General features: G+C 40.3%; 25 protein-coding genes. 7 read left to right on the plus strand and 18 right to left on the minus strand.

Annotation, left to right across the window (positions count from 1 at the left end; genetic code table 11):
- Positions 1-41 precede the first annotated feature (41 nt).
- From FTT85_RS12845 to FTT85_RS18745, 17 genes are all read right to left on the minus strand, one after another.
- On the minus strand, positions 42-1976 hold the full coding sequence (locus FTT85_RS12845) for a phage terminase large subunit family protein (RefSeq protein ID WP_218955477.1): 1935 nt from the start codon (positions 1974-1976) through the stop codon (positions 42-44).
- 47 nt (positions 1977-2023) lie between these two features.
- Positions 2024-2659: a hypothetical protein gene (locus FTT85_RS12850; protein ID WP_180183700.1), complete on the minus strand. Its 636-nt coding sequence runs from the start codon at positions 2657-2659 to the stop codon at positions 2024-2026.
- The gene (locus FTT85_RS12855) at positions 2656-3159 is read right to left on the minus strand and encodes a terminase small subunit (protein WP_180183701.1); all 504 of its coding nucleotides are present in this window, start codon (positions 3157-3159) and stop codon (positions 2656-2658) included. The genes FTT85_RS12850 and FTT85_RS12855 overlap by 4 nt, the downstream gene beginning before the upstream one ends.
- Positions 3160-3252: 93 nt before the next feature.
- Positions 3253-3846, minus strand: coding sequence for a lysis system i-spanin subunit Rz (locus FTT85_RS12860; protein ID WP_180183702.1), 594 nt, complete (start codon positions 3844-3846; stop codon positions 3253-3255).
- A 12-nt stretch (positions 3847-3858) separates the two neighbouring features.
- Positions 3859-4062, minus strand: a complete 204-nt coding sequence (locus FTT85_RS12865) for a hypothetical protein (protein ID WP_180183703.1) — start codon at positions 4060-4062, stop codon at positions 3859-3861.
- Positions 4063-4075: 13 nt separating this feature from the next.
- A complete protein-coding gene (locus FTT85_RS12870) occupies positions 4076-4690 on the minus strand; it encodes a lysozyme (protein ID WP_180183704.1) in 615 nt (204 codons plus the stop codon).
- Positions 4687-5055, minus strand: coding sequence for a hypothetical protein (locus FTT85_RS12875; RefSeq protein ID WP_180183705.1), 369 nt, complete (start codon positions 5053-5055; stop codon positions 4687-4689). Before FTT85_RS12875 ends, FTT85_RS12870 begins: the two co-directional genes overlap by 4 nt.
- A 63-nt stretch (positions 5056-5118) precedes the next feature.
- Positions 5119-5535, minus strand: coding sequence for a Mor transcription activator family protein (locus FTT85_RS12880; RefSeq protein WP_180183706.1), 417 nt, complete (start codon positions 5533-5535; stop codon positions 5119-5121).
- Between the two features lie 12 nt (positions 5536-5547).
- Positions 5548-5979: a hypothetical protein gene (locus FTT85_RS12885; RefSeq protein WP_180183707.1), complete on the minus strand. Its 432-nt coding sequence runs from the start codon at positions 5977-5979 to the stop codon at positions 5548-5550.
- A 157-nt stretch (positions 5980-6136) separates the two neighbouring features.
- The gene (locus tag FTT85_RS12890) at positions 6137-6307 is read right to left on the minus strand and encodes a hypothetical protein (RefSeq protein WP_218955478.1); all 171 of its coding nucleotides are present in this window, start codon (positions 6305-6307) and stop codon (positions 6137-6139) included.
- 86 nt (positions 6308-6393) lie between these two features.
- Complete coding sequence (locus FTT85_RS12895; RefSeq protein WP_180183709.1) at positions 6394-6843, minus strand: hypothetical protein; 450 nt, start codon at positions 6841-6843, stop codon at positions 6394-6396.
- Between the two features lie 238 nt (positions 6844-7081).
- Entirely contained in the window at positions 7082-7369 is a 288-nt protein-coding gene (locus FTT85_RS12900; RefSeq protein ID WP_180183710.1) for a hypothetical protein, read from the minus strand.
- A complete protein-coding gene (locus tag FTT85_RS12905) occupies positions 7366-7971 on the minus strand; it encodes a restriction endonuclease (protein ID WP_180183711.1) in 606 nt (201 codons plus the stop codon). The genes FTT85_RS12900 and FTT85_RS12905 overlap by 4 nt, the downstream gene beginning before the upstream one ends.
- Complete coding sequence (locus FTT85_RS12910) at positions 7968-8786, minus strand: replication protein (RefSeq protein ID WP_180183712.1); 819 nt, start codon at positions 8784-8786, stop codon at positions 7968-7970. Before FTT85_RS12910 ends, FTT85_RS12905 begins: the two co-directional genes overlap by 4 nt.
- Positions 8783-9502 (minus strand): phage antirepressor KilAC domain-containing protein, encoded by a 720-nt coding sequence (locus FTT85_RS18740; protein WP_257232163.1) that lies wholly within the window; start codon positions 9500-9502, stop codon positions 8783-8785. Before FTT85_RS18740 ends, FTT85_RS12910 begins: the two co-directional genes overlap by 4 nt.
- A gap of 47 nt (positions 9503-9549) precedes the next feature.
- A complete protein-coding gene (locus FTT85_RS12925) occupies positions 9550-10050 on the minus strand; it encodes a phage regulatory CII family protein (protein WP_180183713.1) in 501 nt (166 codons plus the stop codon).
- Between the two features lie 59 nt (positions 10051-10109).
- Positions 10110-10298, minus strand: a complete 189-nt coding sequence (locus FTT85_RS18745) for a hypothetical protein (RefSeq protein WP_119064329.1) — start codon at positions 10296-10298, stop codon at positions 10110-10112.
- A 102-nt stretch (positions 10299-10400) separates the two neighbouring features.
- Between FTT85_RS18745 and FTT85_RS12930 the strand changes: the two genes are divergently transcribed.
- The 3 genes from FTT85_RS12930 to FTT85_RS12940 all read left to right on the plus strand — a co-directional run bounded on the left by FTT85_RS12930 (position 10401) and on the right by FTT85_RS12940 (position 11943).
- On the plus strand, positions 10401-11099 hold the full coding sequence (locus FTT85_RS12930; RefSeq protein ID WP_180183714.1) for a S24 family peptidase: 699 nt from the start codon (positions 10401-10403) through the stop codon (positions 11097-11099).
- Between the two features lie 79 nt (positions 11100-11178).
- Positions 11179-11388 carry a hypothetical protein gene (locus FTT85_RS12935; RefSeq protein ID WP_180183715.1) on the plus strand — a complete coding sequence of 70 codons (210 nt, stop codon included), beginning with the start codon at positions 11179-11181 and terminating at the stop codon, positions 11386-11388.
- Positions 11389-11394: 6 nt separating this feature from the next.
- Positions 11395-11943, plus strand: a complete 549-nt coding sequence (locus FTT85_RS12940; RefSeq protein ID WP_180183716.1) for a PH domain-containing protein — start codon at positions 11395-11397, stop codon at positions 11941-11943.
- Between the two features lie 146 nt (positions 11944-12089).
- Here FTT85_RS12940 and FTT85_RS12945 read toward each other — a convergent pair whose 3' ends face one another.
- Positions 12090-12416, minus strand: a complete 327-nt coding sequence (locus FTT85_RS12945; RefSeq protein ID WP_180183717.1) for a hypothetical protein — start codon at positions 12414-12416, stop codon at positions 12090-12092.
- Positions 12417-12585: 169 nt separating this feature from the next.
- Here FTT85_RS12945 and FTT85_RS12950 point away from each other — a divergent pair, with 169 nt between their 5' ends.
- The 4 genes from FTT85_RS12950 to FTT85_RS12965 all read left to right on the plus strand — a co-directional run bounded on the left by FTT85_RS12950 (position 12586) and on the right by FTT85_RS12965 (position 14718).
- Positions 12586-12924 carry a hypothetical protein gene (locus FTT85_RS12950; RefSeq protein ID WP_180183718.1) on the plus strand — a complete coding sequence of 113 codons (339 nt, stop codon included), beginning with the start codon at positions 12586-12588 and terminating at the stop codon, positions 12922-12924.
- Between the two features lie 52 nt (positions 12925-12976).
- On the plus strand, positions 12977-13813 hold the full coding sequence (locus FTT85_RS12955) for a DUF2303 family protein (protein WP_180183719.1): 837 nt from the start codon (positions 12977-12979) through the stop codon (positions 13811-13813).
- Positions 13814-13889: 76 nt separating this feature from the next.
- Positions 13890-14156: a hypothetical protein gene (locus FTT85_RS12960; RefSeq protein ID WP_180183720.1), complete on the plus strand. Its 267-nt coding sequence runs from the start codon at positions 13890-13892 to the stop codon at positions 14154-14156.
- Between the two features lie 139 nt (positions 14157-14295).
- A complete protein-coding gene (locus FTT85_RS12965) occupies positions 14296-14718 on the plus strand; it encodes a hypothetical protein (protein WP_180183721.1) in 423 nt (140 codons plus the stop codon).
- Positions 14719-14842: the final 124 nt, after the last annotated feature.

Consider the following 14842-nt stretch of genomic DNA (forward strand, 5'->3'; position numbering starts at 1 on the left):
TTTTGTTATCAAGTAAATAAAATTATTTTAACAAAAAATAATCACTTTTTATTCCCAAAAATCCTTTTTCTTTTAATTACAGTGTTTTTAGCTACAGATGTTGCCACTGGTACAGTTGTTTTTTTAATAATTTTGCGCTTTAACACTTTTTTAACCACAGTAGTATTTTGTCGAACCTCATTTTTAACTTCTACCTCACCAATATCAATAGATACCCGTTCGGAGATTCGCTTCAAATTCGGCTGCATAATTTTTAAAGCGGCCAAAGCATAAACACGGCAATCAAGTGCCTCATTACGTGCCCGATCTGGCTTATGCCACTCACGAATCGGCTGGCCTTTCACATAACGAATAATTAATTTTTCAGCCGTTAATTGTCGGTACCACTCCATTTCACGGTCATGTGGAAAGTGACAATAACCTGGTCCTTTCTTTTCCAAATCTAAACGGCGCATGACTGTCAGTTTTGCTTCGTCGACCCCGACAATAAATAAATCAACTTTACGCTTATCTTTACCCGATTGCTTACGCTGTGGACTTTGCACAATTGGCATCCCCCAACCTGCACGCCCTTTAATTGCAAACAACTTTCTATTTCTACGGCTTTTTACATATTCATAGGCGCGTTGTGTATAACCTGCCGTACCACCTGTATCTAAACATGCAGCCGAAACACTCAGTTGTGCACCCGATTCATGCAAATACGTAGCTTCAAGAATGTCGTCTAATTCTTCCCAAATTTCATCACCCAGCGGATCACCCCAAAGCACACGGTAATCAATAGACCAACTTTCTTCACCAACACCCCAAGCGACAATCTCAAGTTCTAAACGATCCATCTGCATGTCGATACCACAAGTTAGATAGACACCTGCGTTCGGCACACGTGCGACATATTCCTCCGCACGTAGCTGCAGTATTTCAGGATCCGCCTTATCTCCATTCTCTTCATAAGTTTCACCCAGTGACACGTTTACAAATACCTGTAAATCATCAAGTGCCAACTTATCCAAATATGACTGCACAATGTCACGCATCTTTCGAAAAGTCGAAAGCATCTCTGGCGCATGAAAACTAATGTGACCCTTAAATGGTTTTTCAGCTTTCCAGCCGTGGCCAAGTTTTTCGGCATTACGAATTGCTGCTATACGCTCACCGTCAGACCAAATTTCATTACAGCACTCACAGCGATAACCCGCAGTATCAACATCGTGTTCTTGATCAATATCCTCTTTAGCATCCTGAATATTAGTTGATTTACGCCCCTGCCAAATCACATTTTCCCAACGTAAAAATTGTGCTTCACCGCAATGAGGACAAGGAACATAATAGCGACGCATATCCCCCTGCTTAAAAGCATTCTCAATACGACTAGCACCAGCAACCGTTGGTGTGCTGGACTCGGTTCTTAATGCCTGGTCTCCAAACGTAGCAGCGCGCTGAGACAATAACTCCACCGGATCGCCTTCTGTTGTAGCCTGCATTCCGTCCACTTCGTCCGCATGAGTCACAGGTGCTGAACGGCCACGTAATGTTTTTGGCGAACCAGCCCAACTAAATAATAACCAACCACCAATGTATGAAATCATGCGGTTGTTGTTCACACCATCGTGACTACGCGGCTTGGCCATCTTACTCGCAATTTCTGGATTTGATTCCAACATGGGGCGAAGTTTAGTTTCTAGAAATGTTTGAACATCACCTTGAGTTGGTTGAACAAAAATTTGAGACCTTGGTTCATGCGCAATGAAATAACTAGTCGCACATTGTTGAACTGTAGTTTTCCCTAATTGTGCGCCGGTCATATAAGAAATGCGCCTTACACCACGCTCTTTAATGGCATCAATCATGCCGCGCTGGTACGGTGCATTATCAAAATTTATTGGACCAGGAATAGCATTACCTACTGGGATTTTAATATTTTTCTCAGCCCAATCACTTGGCTTTAAGTCCAGTGGTGGTAGTAAATTCTGCATTGATCTCTGCATAGCATAATAAACAGAGCTCATGTTACTAAACATCATCATGCTGCACAGATCCATTCAAATGGATGAATAAACTCTAATTTATTTTTCTTTGAATTATTTAAATATGCAGGTATGACTTGAAAATTATTCCAAACGTGTAAACCGCATACGCTCGTTGCTTGTATGGGAATCATGTGGTCAATCTGCCACTCAATATTCGTTATTTCCTGTCTTAGTTCTGCGAGAGCATAAGCCTCAGACAAAACAAACTGATCCAACTCACCAAACCAACTTGGTGTTGCCTGAATTATCTTTTTCTTTCTGTTTGCATGACTAACTTTACGGCGTAATTTATTTTTTTTGGACCAATCTCGACTATAAGCACGATTTTCTTCTGCTTTTTCATAGTATCTTTTTTTTCGTTCTACAGTCTGCTTTTCCATATTATCTAAATAATAGGCCTTCATCTTACTCTGTTCATTTTCTTTATTATTTTTGTAGTAATTCATGCGACGATTGATCCATTTATCTGGATTTTCATCATAATCTTTTTTGGCTCTCTCTTTTTGACATTCAAGACATGTAAAATTAGAAACTGTACGTTCAGCAATGTGATCATTCTTGCAAGCGACTCCAGTAAAATAACGTTTTAAACCTTGTGCTAAAGCCTCATTTCTACTGATTACAATCACAGTTCTTCTTCCTCAAAAAACTCCTCGGATTCAACAGTCTGTTCTAATGCCAATACAATTTCAGCTCTTAGCTTTTCTTTAAACACCAATTCATCTGTTTCACCGAGCAACTGTAAAACCGCGCGTTGCGGAACACCCATAATATTTTGTCTAAGTTGCCCCATAGACACTGCCCAGACTTTTTCATATTCAGAAACTAATGCCACTTCACCTTTTTTAGTTGCGAGCTCTAATTCAGTGAGTTCTGTTTTTGCTTTCTGTTCACGAATTTTGAGTTGTTCTAAATCATCAGGAATACCGCCAGTGGCCTCTTCAACATCACGATCTCGCAGCCATGTTGAAACTTGAGCAGTATTAAATTTCCATTCCTGCCCGCGGCCACCTTTTGAAATATACGAACAGCCTTGGCGAACCCAATTATCAATAGTCGGCAGTGACACACCAAAAATGTCAGCCAAGCCTTGTCTTGTAACTTCTTGACCTTTGATAATTGCCGACATGGAATCCCTATTTTACTTCGATTTTCTAAATTATCTTTTAACTACAAACATTTACAATAATTCAGACATAAACATAAACTACGGTTTTGAAATTCACGCAGATATGAAACCCTGCGAGGTCTTTGCCCCCGCTTGGGGTGCCCCTCCAGAAGTACCTTGGGAAACTATTTTTTCATTAGTATTAGATATTTCGTTCTGACCGTTGCAAAGCTCTCGATCTTGCTTGATGAGAGCCTGAGCGCTTGCTAGCTGCTCTGCTACGGAGTCCGCCCTTGCGGCGTACCGAATAAGAAACTCGACATCTCTGTCGTGAAGTCCGCCCGTTGTGGTTGCATGATTGCCGACGGTGCTGTCGGTAGTGATGGACACATCAGGGCATTGCTTGGCTTTGAGTGAGTCGCGCAAGACGAGACTGTTAGCGCGATACTCATCAATAAGAGTGGCTTCATTGTGCTTCACTTCCTCAAGTTTTTCAAGGTACTTAGCCTCAAGTTGCTCTTGTTTTTTGTAACTCTCACGCTCTCGCTGGAGCGCTTGATCTGATTCAACTTTCAATTCTCGAATCATGCTTTCGTAATTATCTATTTGCTGTGTGCGTGCCTGTGTATATCCATAGTCATAACAGCACCAACCAATAAAAATACTGATAAGCAAAAAGCCAAGAGCAACAATGAGTTTAATATTCATAATCGTATGCAACTATCCAACTTTGCGATAAACGCTTTTATCTTTAGCGGTTAAGAAAACCCCAAAACTACAACCATGTGCGCTCAGCAAAAAGCCCTTATATCCACCACCAACCACCAAACGCCCCAGCGCCTCAACACAGTAAGGCGAAGGCGGTTCATATTTAGGTGGATTAAAACGATAAGTGATAAAAATACGACCAATTTTTATAGACATACCTGACACCACATCATTTCAAAAATAGCTGCTTTTCTTTAGCACGACGATTCACCAGGCCATTAATCACTTTGCCGTTGTCGTAGATCCAACGGTCAAACTGGTTAGCCGCTAAGCTCAACTTCGACTGATTAATTAATGACAGCATTGTGCTTTTAACAAATGCAGTCTCACCAACGTTGTAAACAAACGATGCCAAAGCATCGAATTGGTTTTGATTGATTTGGATTTTGATGTGCTTATCAAGACATGCATCCACCCACTTACAATCGTTAATAAGCCAAAGTTCTGCTTGGCCTTGGGTGCATGTATCACCTTGTTTTACTTTTGTGCCATCTGGATACTTAATCGTTCCATAGCCAATAGTCCAAACACCGCCAGTGTCTTTGTAAGCCTGTGCTCGATAACCTTCACTTTCACGAATAATGCTGTATCCATAATCCGAAATATCAAACTGACCGCTTACATTTTGAGTTAATGGAAATCCAATAAGTGCAGCAAAGGTACGTAAGCCATGACAAGCAATAATCTCATCACCAGCAGTGACTTGAGATTGTTCTAACTTGCCACCAGACATAGAACGCAGCCACGAATATGCTTGGGCAATTTCCGCTTGATTCATACTCATGACTTACCGCCTTTTTTCCAATTCTTCAGCATGCGAATAAAGAACTCTTTAAAGCTAGTTTCTTTATATGCTCCCGACTTGATCCACGCGAAAAACTCCTGCAATACAAGTCCGCCCAATGCACCCGTTAAAAAACCAATACCGCCCGCATGATTAGGTGCCAAGTTGGTGTAATGCATGATAAGTAACGTAAGGTAATGTGCTGTAAATGCACCAGACAGCAGAAACACGGCATAATCTCGTGGTGTTTTGAGCTGTTCTTTGTTATATCGAGTCGCCACTGCCGCACCCATCAACCCTGCAACGAAATACTGTAAATCACTCAACACTCTTAAGAATGCGAGCAACCATTCATTCAAACTCATTAAAGTAACACCTGATTTAGTCTTCTTTATTGTTTTCAAATGAATGGTATATTTCATTAGTCATTAGATTAGCTGCAGCTGCTGACTGTTCAGCTCATCCTCATAAATCCTTGAAACAATGCTCTCAGTGACATTAAAAAAAGATGCAAGCTCTCTAATTGAAAAGCCGCTTTTCATCATATTTCTGATGCCGTTATTACGTACCTCTAAAACCATGTGGTTACAGTGAGCCAAAACCAATAATTCCCCACCGAATTCCTTTGCCAATTTGCAAGCATCCACATAACCAATTGCTTTAACCAACGTATGATCCGAATTTAAATTTTTAAGTTTAGGTACATATAAGAGTAATTGCCCTTTACCTGCCCGTTTTTCTGTTTTGTATCGCGGGCATTGACTGACCAAGTACAGCGCACTTTGCCTCCCGATAACTTCTGCAATACTTTTTAAATCACCATTTAAGTCACCGATGTAATCCATTGCCACCCCCAGTTAGAATTTTGCAAATCTCTTAAAAACCAACATTGCCGCATCACGCCCATGCTCATTAGTTCGCCCAGGCCAGCCTGTGCGTTTCTTAAATATCTCTGAAGTAGTTTTTGTTGCATTGGCTTTTGGATGAATCATTAAATAATTCAAACCTTGTTCTTTACACCAATCTTCCCAAATTTGCGCATCACGCTTAACAGATCCAACACCTTGAGCTTTTTCTCGCCCACCTGTAAACCACGTGCGTTTACGTGCATCCTCGATAAATAACTTGATGGCCTCTTTCCCGTGTTCAGCCACCAATGATTCGGTTTCAGCCATGGCCTGGGTGATTGTTAAGCACGTTACTTTTTCCAATTCCCCACCGTTGCCATGATCTACAGCAACGGCGAAGCCTGTGTTTACTCCCGTATCGATACCGATGAGGATTTTCATTCATCATCCTCGTCGTATTCATCGGAAAACATTTCTTCACATGACCTTTCAAAAAGGCAGTCTGTGCAAATTAAGTCCCCATCCTCATTCATAACCACATCTTCATGTGTTCGACACTTGCTGCACTCAGCATCATTTAAAATCAAATATTCAGAAATCAAATCACAAACTCCTTGTCACCTTTACACCAACACACATATGCGATTTGCACGATTAAATTGCGATAACCAATACCTTCGTCAAAATCTAGCAATCGGTCGCCTTGGGTGTATCGAAGTTGCAGATAAAATGGCTGATTTGTAAAAAATGCTTCAAACTCACTACGCATTGTCACCTCGCAGGTCATAAATCACTCTACCCGGTGTCCATCCGCAGTACCCGCAAACCACACCACCCCTTTGTCTACCGCAAAATTTACACATGACCACCTCGCAGGGCTTCCAATGCCGACTCAATACTTCGTTGCAATTTATTCATGCCAGCTTGTGATAGGTCGAAAGAATCTAAATGCGCTATAGCCTTGGTGACTCGATCTAGGTAATCAGCTTTTTGATTAACTAGATTTTCTATGCACTCAGAATGTTTGTTGAGCCGACCCTGCAACTCCTCACACTCCTTCTTCTTCTCGATATAACAAGCTTCCATGTTGTTGAGTTGGGCTTTTAGGTTGTCAACCTTGGCCACTTCCATATCAATAACATTGCCGAGAACCTGTTTTGTGGTGCTTAATTCATTTTCTAGTTTCTCAATCTTGGCTTGCTGAAAATCCCATGCCATTTCGGAAACCTTGTGTTCATTACCAAGGAAATAGACTGTTTCCCCATTTGCATTCAGTCTTCTAAACCACTTTTCAAAATCACTCATCCCTCAATCACCCTCGTCGTTGGCGCAAGATGATTGCGAATGTCTGATACATGGTCAGTGCGGTCGTGGTCTGCGATGGCAGCTCTCAGATCATCGTACGTAAACCCCTCACTTGATCTGTGCTACATCCCATTTATGACTGTGAACTTCATATCATCGGGACAGCCAAGATTTTTAAGCATCCCTAGTAAATTGCGTGCCTGCTCTAATCCATGGTCTTCAATAAATTGCTGTGCTTTCATCCCTTCACCCCAAATAATTGTTTTGCTTTATCTGTAGCCCTGTATGTCCACAAAGTTACACGCTCAACGTACCCAATACTCATAAGATCTAGCAGATACGTTCTAATTGATGAATTTGATGCATTCATTACATTTCTTTGTATATCTGAAATGGAAAACAGAGTTGACGAATGCACCGCAAAACTCAAAACCATTAATCGTTTTTCAAGCTGCTCAGCTCTCATTGTCGTTTCATGTAGTTTTTGAATTTTTGCATCTATTTTTTGACTGAAATCCAAGCTCATGCCGTACCACCTACACGACCCAACCCTTTAATTTTCGCTGCTAGCTCAGGCGGACAAGGAATACCGGTACGATTACGCTCGCTATTGTCAATTTGCTTCGGTGCTTTAGGCTTTACCCACATTTCCTGAACACGGCCTTTTTCCTTTGCACGCGTTAAATAATCTTGATAGATATCCTTGAATGCATAGTGAGCCGCTTTTTGGCCTTCTTGGCTCAACACCTGTCGAACTTCATCAAGCGTACGTTTTGCCAATTTTGTGATTGGGGTTGCTGGATCTGATTCAAACTGCATTGCTTTCGCCCAGGCCATGTCCGCAGTCCACCAATCACCACCCTGTTCACACCAGCTACGGAATTCAGGCAGCGATGGGCACCATTTTTCAGAGTTCATGCGCATAATGCCGCGAGTAATGTCCGCAGGTGTCAATCCGTTAAACACAGTACACGCCAATTGAGCCAGTTCAGCATCATCGGTATAACCTGCATATTTTTTTGTGAACTCAGCGCCGTAAACATCACTGATTCGGTTTAAAACCATTTCTGCAACTTCGGTTGGGAAATCAACCTCAAAAGCTTTTTCGAATAACTGGATATTGCTCATGCAACTTGCTCCCCAACAGTACGCATGTGATTTTGATTTTCTTGATTACCAAAGCGACGGCGTTGCGGTTGTTGCTGCACTGGTGCCTGTGTGCTTTGTTTTTTCTCATTGAAGTACCACTGAGCCTCAAAAGCTGCCCAAGGTTTTTGGCGGTTTAAGCAGTAATCAATGCCCTGTGCCAAAGTTAAATTTGCTTTTTCGACTTGAGCAGCAAGAAGCGTAAACGCACGTTCGGTATTCACGCTGCGTTTTGCTTTTCTCACTTGCATAAACTCAGATGCGGTTTCTTCAGATACACCGTTGTTGATCAATGCAGCTTTGAAATCAAATTTATCTGCCTTGGGTTTCTCTGTTTTTTTAGGAACAGATTTTTTCTCTTCAGGCGTATTAATATTTGTTTTTGTATTAGTTGTTTTATAGTTGTTATTGTGGGTCGAATTTTTAGAGTGCAGGCTATCTAAAATATCGACTGCACCCTCTAAAGATTCGCTAGCGGAATTTTCGCCATCTAAAATATCGACTGCAAAAATACTGTCAGTAAGTTCATATTTCGCAGGCTGATTTTTGAATGATTTACGTACAATAACCCCCAATTCAACCAGCTTGTTACAGCCACTCAATACAGAGTCTTTGTTGTACCCTGTAGCTTCTACAAGCTGAGAAACACTGATGCTATCCGACGATTTATTCCAGCCACGTGTTTTACGTGTAATAGCGATATAACACGCCAAAGCAGGCCCCTTCATGAGCGCCATATACCCGTTATCAACTAGGTCATTAGGCAGCATGAATGCGTTAGAAATAAAATTACTCATTTATTCAATAACCCCGCAGCAGCAACAAGCGCTGTTAATCGTGTTAGGCCAAACGCAGTAATGCGTGCCTGTGTAAAAACTTTGTCCCCATCTTCACAAGCGACCACCTTGGACACTTTGTTGACCATGACTTTCTGATCCACCCGTTGCGCGTATGCACATAACCGACGGTGTCGGCTGTTTTCTCGATACACCCAGTGTTTTTTAAGCATGAAGTCAATGAGTTTGGATTCTTGAACACCAATGGTCTTGGCTGAATCACGGATTGAATATGTGTTTACCGTGTCGGCAATTACATCCATCACTTGGGCTTTAGGCTCTAATACAGCAACATGGTTCTTAAGCGCTTGGTTCTCCTGTTCAGCAGCAAGGGCTAACTGAATCAGATCCATGCGGCTTAATTCTTTAGGTTGAGCACTTTCCATTTCTTTCAGCTTTTGCAACACATGACGGCGAACAGATTTTGATTCGCGCATACCAATCAGCATGCATTGCTCGAGTGTTAGATCAAAAACAACCGACTCAGTATTGTTGAAATTTTGAACTACATTTTTTGTGTAGTTCTCCCCATCAAGCTCATCTTCAATTTTTGCGTTAAAACTATTTAAACGAAGTAGCGGCTCACCCATCCCTTGGCGAACCTGATTGATCAGTTCCAGTAACTCTTTACTAGACATCACCTGTTGTTCATGATTAAATTTAGCCAACATGTTCATTTGATTTCCTTTTTTGGTTATCAACGTTAAAAGCCTGATTTCGTGGATCAGGCTTTTTCTATTTCTAAATTTGATGTGTATTTTTTCATTTGCTTAAGCGCAGCCTGATCTACTGCTGCAATCAATTCTGTTAAGCCCTGCGTTAATTGGTGAATTTCTTCATATTCCGCAGGTGTAATAACGCCATCCTCATAAGCCTCATACACAACATGGTTTGCTTTGCCGCTTTTAATGTTGTGTTGCATCATTGCCTCAAAAATTGATAACTCATGATGTTTGCTTGAATCACAACCGACTGGCACCAATGCATAGCCAAGTTGATGTGCCCATACGCGTAAAATTTCAGGATTTTGCGTATACATCATGATGGTCTCGAGCTTTTTTAAACTCGGTAGGTGGTTTGGCATGCCTACGTTTCCGTAGTTGCAGATTGTGTTATGCGAATCACCAGTAACCTGAGCAATTTCTTTTGGTGAAATACCCTTAGTCTGGTTGATCATTTTAAAAATGGCCGTTTGTGCTTCGCGGCTAAGTGATATTTCTTGCATTTGTGAAATCCTTTTGATTTTTCACGTTTATTTAAAACATTGACCGAAACATAATTGGGTTATGGGGTTAAGGATGCTAAGTCAGCCTTTAACTTCCCTTTTGTGGTTAGTTCGAAGACTGCTTGTGTGCGAAGAGGGATTCCTTTTTTTTCCCACTTCCATAAAGTGACTTCGGAATATCCAGTTTTTAACGCTAATTCACGCTTGGTTTTACAATTGAAGTACCGCATTAGGTCTGACGGTTTCATGTTTTTCTCTTAACTACAGTTAATAAACCAAAGTTATCACATGTAAACCACTGTTACAACACTATGTATTAACATTAGTTAATGTTTTTAATGGATTCTCTTATGTCATTCCACAAACGCTTACAACAAAAAATGGAAGAAAAAGGCGTAACTCCAGCAGCATTAGCCCGTGCCGCATCAGTTTCATCTGTAGCAGCAGGAAAGTGGTTTCATGGGGAAAGTGAACCCAAGGCTGGAAAATTAAAGCTGATAGCTGAATTTTTAGGTGTTACTGATGATTGGTTATTGACTGGTAAAGGACCAGTTAGTGCTATACCCAACCTTACGCCTATCACAACTTGGGACGATTCAACGCCTTTGGAGGAGGATGATGTTGAGATTCCATTCTTTAAGGACTTCTCGTTTGCCTGTGGTTCTGGTGCTATCAACGAACATATCGCCAATGAAAAACGTAAATTGCGTATGTCTAAAGCAACTCTTAGAAACCTTTCTATTTCAAAGGAAAATGCAGTAGCAGCAACAGCTTCGGGCGATTCAATGTCACCAACCATTCAAGACGGTGACACAATTCACATTGATTTAGGCCGTACTGAAATCAAAGATGGACGAATTTTTGTAATTTGTATTGGTGGTCTGCATTATGCTAAACGCCTATACAACATGCCTTTTGGTGGTGTTCGTATAGTTTCAGATAACTCTGCTGAATTTCCAGAACAGGTTTTAACTGCTGCTGAACGAATCGAACAAGATTTTCAAATTTATGGTTGGGTTTGGCAAATCGCACGTATCGAAAAATGGTAATCAAACTATCAGATGGATGTCGATTGGTAGGTAAAGTCGTTGGTTTATATAGGAAAATTTAATTTGAAGGAGTATTAAAATGTTTGATTTACTAATTAATAAAGTGGTCAAAAAGCTCAATGATGCCGCCAAAAACAACCAGGAATTGCTTTTAAGTCCTGAGGAGGTTCAGGTATTAGCAAAAGATAGAGGAAATCTTCATCGCATCCCTGTACTTTCTGAAGAACAAGTCATTCAGCTATGCAATGAAGGAAAGTTGGGTCAAAAAATAACTGATAGAAAGGATTAATAAAGCATGCCAAACCTAGAAGAAATCAAACTACAATTATCACATGTTAGTGGTATGGAAAATCTCCTTGGTAGAAAAGAAATCAAAGAACTACCATCTATCTTATGGGATGATGAAATTGTCGAAGGTATGATTACTGGCACATACAATAATGGTTTAGGGACCTTATTTGTTACGAATAAACGATTAATATTTGTGGATAAGGGATTGTTATTTGGCTTAAAAGTTGAGGACTTTCCTTTAGATAAAATAACATCTGTTCAGTATGAGACAGGATTTTTATTAGGAAAAATTACTATCTTTGCTTCTGGTAATAAAGCTGTAATTAAAGATACAGATAAAAATTTAACTAGAATATTTGGTGAAATTGTTCGAGCTAAAATAGAAAACTTTAATAAAAAACCAGAGACTACAAACACTCAAAAATTATCAGAAAATGTTGAGCTAAGAATGGAAGATAAAATTCAACAGCTGGAACGCCTGTTAAAACTAAAAGAAGCAGGTATTTTGACTGATGAAGAATTAGCTACACAAAAAGCAAAAATTTTAAATTAATTGTGAACCCGACGCAGTCCTTTAGAGCAGATCGGGTGGAGAAACAATGAAAGCCTTACTAATATTGAAAGATCACACCTTTAACTTGAATCGATTTAATGAGCTTGCGGGAGTTAAATCTAAGAAAGGCTATGAAATATTATCAACTAGTGTCTTTCTTTTTGAGCTTGAGCACGCTTCTCATCTTCTAGCAAATATACAAAGTTGGTTAAACGATCAAGAAAAGTCTTACCATGTAATATACCTTCCAACCGATGCTGTGCTGTTTCAGCATCCAAACAAGGGGATTTTAGATTTTGCGAACTTGATTGACTAACCATTAACTCATAGAGAGTATTAACTGAGTGCTTAATTTCTTCAGGGTTTGTTACACCAGCATCAATTAGTTTACAAATTATTTGATGTCGCCATACTCGAACCGCGCCCACAGAATTACTATCTAGTTGTTCTGCTACATTCTCAGAAAAATCCATAACAAACTCCATCCAACCCACCCCTACGGTGGGTTTTCTTTTGCCTATTAAAACATAGTTAATAAACATGGTTAAATATATTTTAACTTTGGTTAATTTTATTGTTGACTAAATTATTAACTACAGTTAATCTTTTCTTACAGACAACAACCCACCTGTGAGAAACCACATGTCTAATAACAAACAAACCGATGCACCCCAATTCATTGCCGACCTATCAGGCGGTAATTTCGCACAACAGCTTGGAATTGCTATTTCAGAAGTCGCTCAAGGCGTAGTGGCTAATGGCAAAAAAGGCAAAGTCCAAGTGACTATCGATATTTCTCGAATTGGTGAATCTAATCAGGTCAACATTTCACACACCCTTGCCTATGTTGAACCAACCGCAAAAGGTAAGCGCTCAGAAGACACGACATCTGAAACACCGATGTATTTAAACACTGATGGCAGTGTCACTATTTTCTCAAACCATACAAGTCAATTATTCAAAGAATACGACAAAGTTTAATCATCATCACAAACCCAAAAATCACATTTTAACAACCGGTAGGAAATTCCAAATGGAAAATACAGAAGCAAATGCAATCGCCAAACTTTCAAAACCTGTGGATAGCTTATTTCGTGGCGATCTTGTTGCAGTAAATAACGATTACAATATTGAAGATTTGGAAAAATTCCAAGAAGGTCGTAATCGTGCGCGTGGTGTATTAAAAACACCATCTTTCGAAGATTTCAAAAGCTTTGTTTTGGCAAATAGCTCTGTTTCAGATGCAGAAGAAAATATTCGTACGTTGCCTACTCCTGCTCCAGTGTTTGTGGATCATAAAAACGTATCCGCTACTGCTGTTTTAAACTTTACCAATGCAGGCTTTGCACAAGGCCACTGTGACTACAAAGCATTGTTGCAACTTGAACCAACTGTTGTTTGGTCTAAATTGAATGCGCTTAAAGATCGTAAATTATCTCAACGTGATTTCGCTGTTTTCTTGGAAGACTGGGTAAGCGTATTAGAAATTACAGATGCTGCCGGCAATGTGATTGGTGGTGCCCAGGCCCTTGCTGCTATTCGCAATATGAAGATCGATTCATCAAGCAGTTCTGATCATTCAGTGGGTAATTTAGCTGAAAGCCGTTCTCGCTTCGATCAAGTGGAAGCACGTTCTAAAGAAGAATTTACGCCTGCGTATTTCAAAATCCGTGATGCTGCTTATTTTGGACTGGATGAACGCCTTATCGTTCTTCGCCTGATCATCAATACAAATGATGAAAAGCCTGTCTTCTCAGTTCAGATCGTAAAAGAAGAATTAATTCAGGATGAAATTATCCAAGAATTCAAAGCAAAAGTTATTGAATTGCTGCCTGAAAATCCTGTTCGTATCGGTACTTTCACCGCTTAATTTTAGACATTAAAAAAGCCCTGATGCTTTCGAGGGAATCAGGGCGATTTGTAAACGCAAGCTTACGGAAATCATTATGAATAAAACCGCATCACATAGTAATACACCAGAGTTTGCTTCTAACAAAAGCCAAACATCTGCGCGTCTTTATCAGCACCCTACCGCTGAAGAAATGAAGCCTTCTTTTAGCGCTAAAGCTAAAACTTGGGCCAGTAACTTTTTTGCAGTCGCTTTACTGGCTGCAATCTTTTCTTCAATGACAGTTGTGTTTGTTTATCAGCACTCAGATGAAGTGGATCGTCAGACTGTTGCGGCGCTTAAAGTGAATGAGAGTGTGAAATGAAATTCAAATACTCAACAATCACTAGAACGCTAACCGTATACGGCGCAAAGATGACTCATATTTTCAACAATGTGGGTGCCGGTGAAATCGAAGAGCTAACTGCTAATGCAAAGCTCAAAGAAGCGACGTGGAGAGCGTGATGCTTGGTACTCAAATAAAACCTAACTATTCAGAAGCGGTTGCAAAATTTGTGGCAAATGGTGGTGAGATTAAGCCGGCCGTAAATACCAATAAAGCCGAGTTTAATTACTGCAATGCAGATACAACGCTTAAAAGTGCAGAACGTCCCAATAGCCATCAAAACCATGTGCTACGCACACGTGCTGAAAAGCAAGGTTTAAAAAGCTATAAGCCAGTTGCCCCATGTCGATCTTGTGGAACTTCCGAGCGATCTGTGAAATCAAATATCTGTCTTGAGTGTGACCGCCGCAGAGCAAGAGCCAAAACAGGTTTGAGTCTTAAAAATTTGGAAGCTATTGGGCATTACTTGCTGGATAAAGGTAAATCGGTCGAGTTTACCAGTGGCGGCAAAAAGTACGTTTTGAAAGTTGAGGTGGCTTGATGGAAACTTTAGAACGAAAAATGGAAATCAACTTAACTCAATTTGAGGGCACTTCTGACGAAATAGCTGAGCAAATTTTTAAAGTTGTTATTTATCCAATGTTGCAGGAAATGAACTTGCAAGA

It is taken from the genome of Acinetobacter sp. YH01020, from assembly GCF_013420275.1.
In the GTDB taxonomy this organism is placed as follows: Bacteria; Pseudomonadota; Gammaproteobacteria; order Pseudomonadales; family Moraxellaceae; genus Acinetobacter; species Acinetobacter amyesii.

What these genes read in the sequence shown, in the direction of transcription:
- FTT85_RS12900 (WP_180183710.1), bottom strand. Translation starts at nt 7,369, where the DNA reads ATGAGCTTGGATTTCAGTCAAAAAATAGATGCAAAAATTCAAAAACTA.
- FTT85_RS12930 (WP_180183714.1), top strand. Translation starts at nt 10,401, where the DNA reads ATGTCATTCCACAAACGCTTACAACAAAAAATGGAAGAAAAAGGCGTA.
- FTT85_RS12925 (WP_180183713.1), bottom strand. Translation starts at nt 10,050, where the DNA reads ATGCAAGAAATATCACTTAGCCGCGAAGCACAAACGGCCATTTTTAAA.
- FTT85_RS12950 (WP_180183718.1), top strand. Translation starts at nt 12,586, where the DNA reads ATGTCTAATAACAAACAAACCGATGCACCCCAATTCATTGCCGACCTA.
- FTT85_RS12865 (WP_180183703.1), bottom strand. Translation starts at nt 4,062, where the DNA reads ATGTCTATAAAAATTGGTCGTATTTTTATCACTTATCGTTTTAATCCA.
- FTT85_RS12880 (WP_180183706.1), bottom strand. Translation starts at nt 5,535, where the DNA reads ATGGATTACATCGGTGACTTAAATGGTGATTTAAAAAGTATTGCAGAA.
- FTT85_RS12935 (WP_180183715.1), top strand. Translation starts at nt 11,179, where the DNA reads ATGTTTGATTTACTAATTAATAAAGTGGTCAAAAAGCTCAATGATGCC.
- FTT85_RS12855 (WP_180183701.1), bottom strand. Translation starts at nt 3,159, where the DNA reads ATGTCGGCAATTATCAAAGGTCAAGAAGTTACAAGACAAGGCTTGGCT.
- FTT85_RS12955 (WP_180183719.1), top strand. Translation starts at nt 12,977, where the DNA reads ATGGAAAATACAGAAGCAAATGCAATCGCCAAACTTTCAAAACCTGTG.
- FTT85_RS12885 (WP_180183707.1), bottom strand. Translation starts at nt 5,979, where the DNA reads ATGAAAATCCTCATCGGTATCGATACGGGAGTAAACACAGGCTTCGCC.
- FTT85_RS12940 (WP_180183716.1), top strand. Translation starts at nt 11,395, where the DNA reads ATGCCAAACCTAGAAGAAATCAAACTACAATTATCACATGTTAGTGGT.
- FTT85_RS12860 (WP_180183702.1), bottom strand. Translation starts at nt 3,846, where the DNA reads ATGAATATTAAACTCATTGTTGCTCTTGGCTTTTTGCTTATCAGTATT.
- FTT85_RS12960 (WP_180183720.1), top strand. Translation starts at nt 13,890, where the DNA reads ATGAATAAAACCGCATCACATAGTAATACACCAGAGTTTGCTTCTAAC.
- FTT85_RS12875 (WP_180183705.1), bottom strand. Translation starts at nt 5,055, where the DNA reads ATGAGTTTGAATGAATGGTTGCTCGCATTCTTAAGAGTGTTGAGTGAT.
- FTT85_RS18745 (WP_119064329.1), bottom strand. Translation starts at nt 10,298, where the DNA reads ATGAAACCGTCAGACCTAATGCGGTACTTCAATTGTAAAACCAAGCGT.
- FTT85_RS12890 (WP_218955478.1), bottom strand. Translation starts at nt 6,307, where the DNA reads ATGCGTAGTGAGTTTGAAGCATTTTTTACAAATCAGCCATTTTATCTG.
- FTT85_RS12845 (WP_218955477.1), bottom strand. Translation starts at nt 1,976, where the DNA reads ATGCAGAATTTACTACCACCACTGGACTTAAAGCCAAGTGATTGGGCT.
- FTT85_RS12945 (WP_180183717.1), bottom strand. Translation starts at nt 12,416, where the DNA reads ATGGATTTTTCTGAGAATGTAGCAGAACAACTAGATAGTAATTCTGTG.
- FTT85_RS12965 (WP_180183721.1), top strand. Translation starts at nt 14,296, where the DNA reads ATGCTTGGTACTCAAATAAAACCTAACTATTCAGAAGCGGTTGCAAAA.
- FTT85_RS18740 (WP_257232163.1), bottom strand. Translation starts at nt 9,502, where the DNA reads ATGAACATGTTGGCTAAATTTAATCATGAACAACAGGTGATGTCTAGT.
- FTT85_RS12870 (WP_180183704.1), bottom strand. Translation starts at nt 4,690, where the DNA reads ATGAGTATGAATCAAGCGGAAATTGCCCAAGCATATTCGTGGCTGCGT.
- FTT85_RS12895 (WP_180183709.1), bottom strand. Translation starts at nt 6,843, where the DNA reads ATGAGTGATTTTGAAAAGTGGTTTAGAAGACTGAATGCAAATGGGGAA.
- FTT85_RS12910 (WP_180183712.1), bottom strand. Translation starts at nt 8,786, where the DNA reads ATGAGTAATTTTATTTCTAACGCATTCATGCTGCCTAATGACCTAGTT.
- FTT85_RS12905 (WP_180183711.1), bottom strand. Translation starts at nt 7,971, where the DNA reads ATGAGCAATATCCAGTTATTCGAAAAAGCTTTTGAGGTTGATTTCCCA.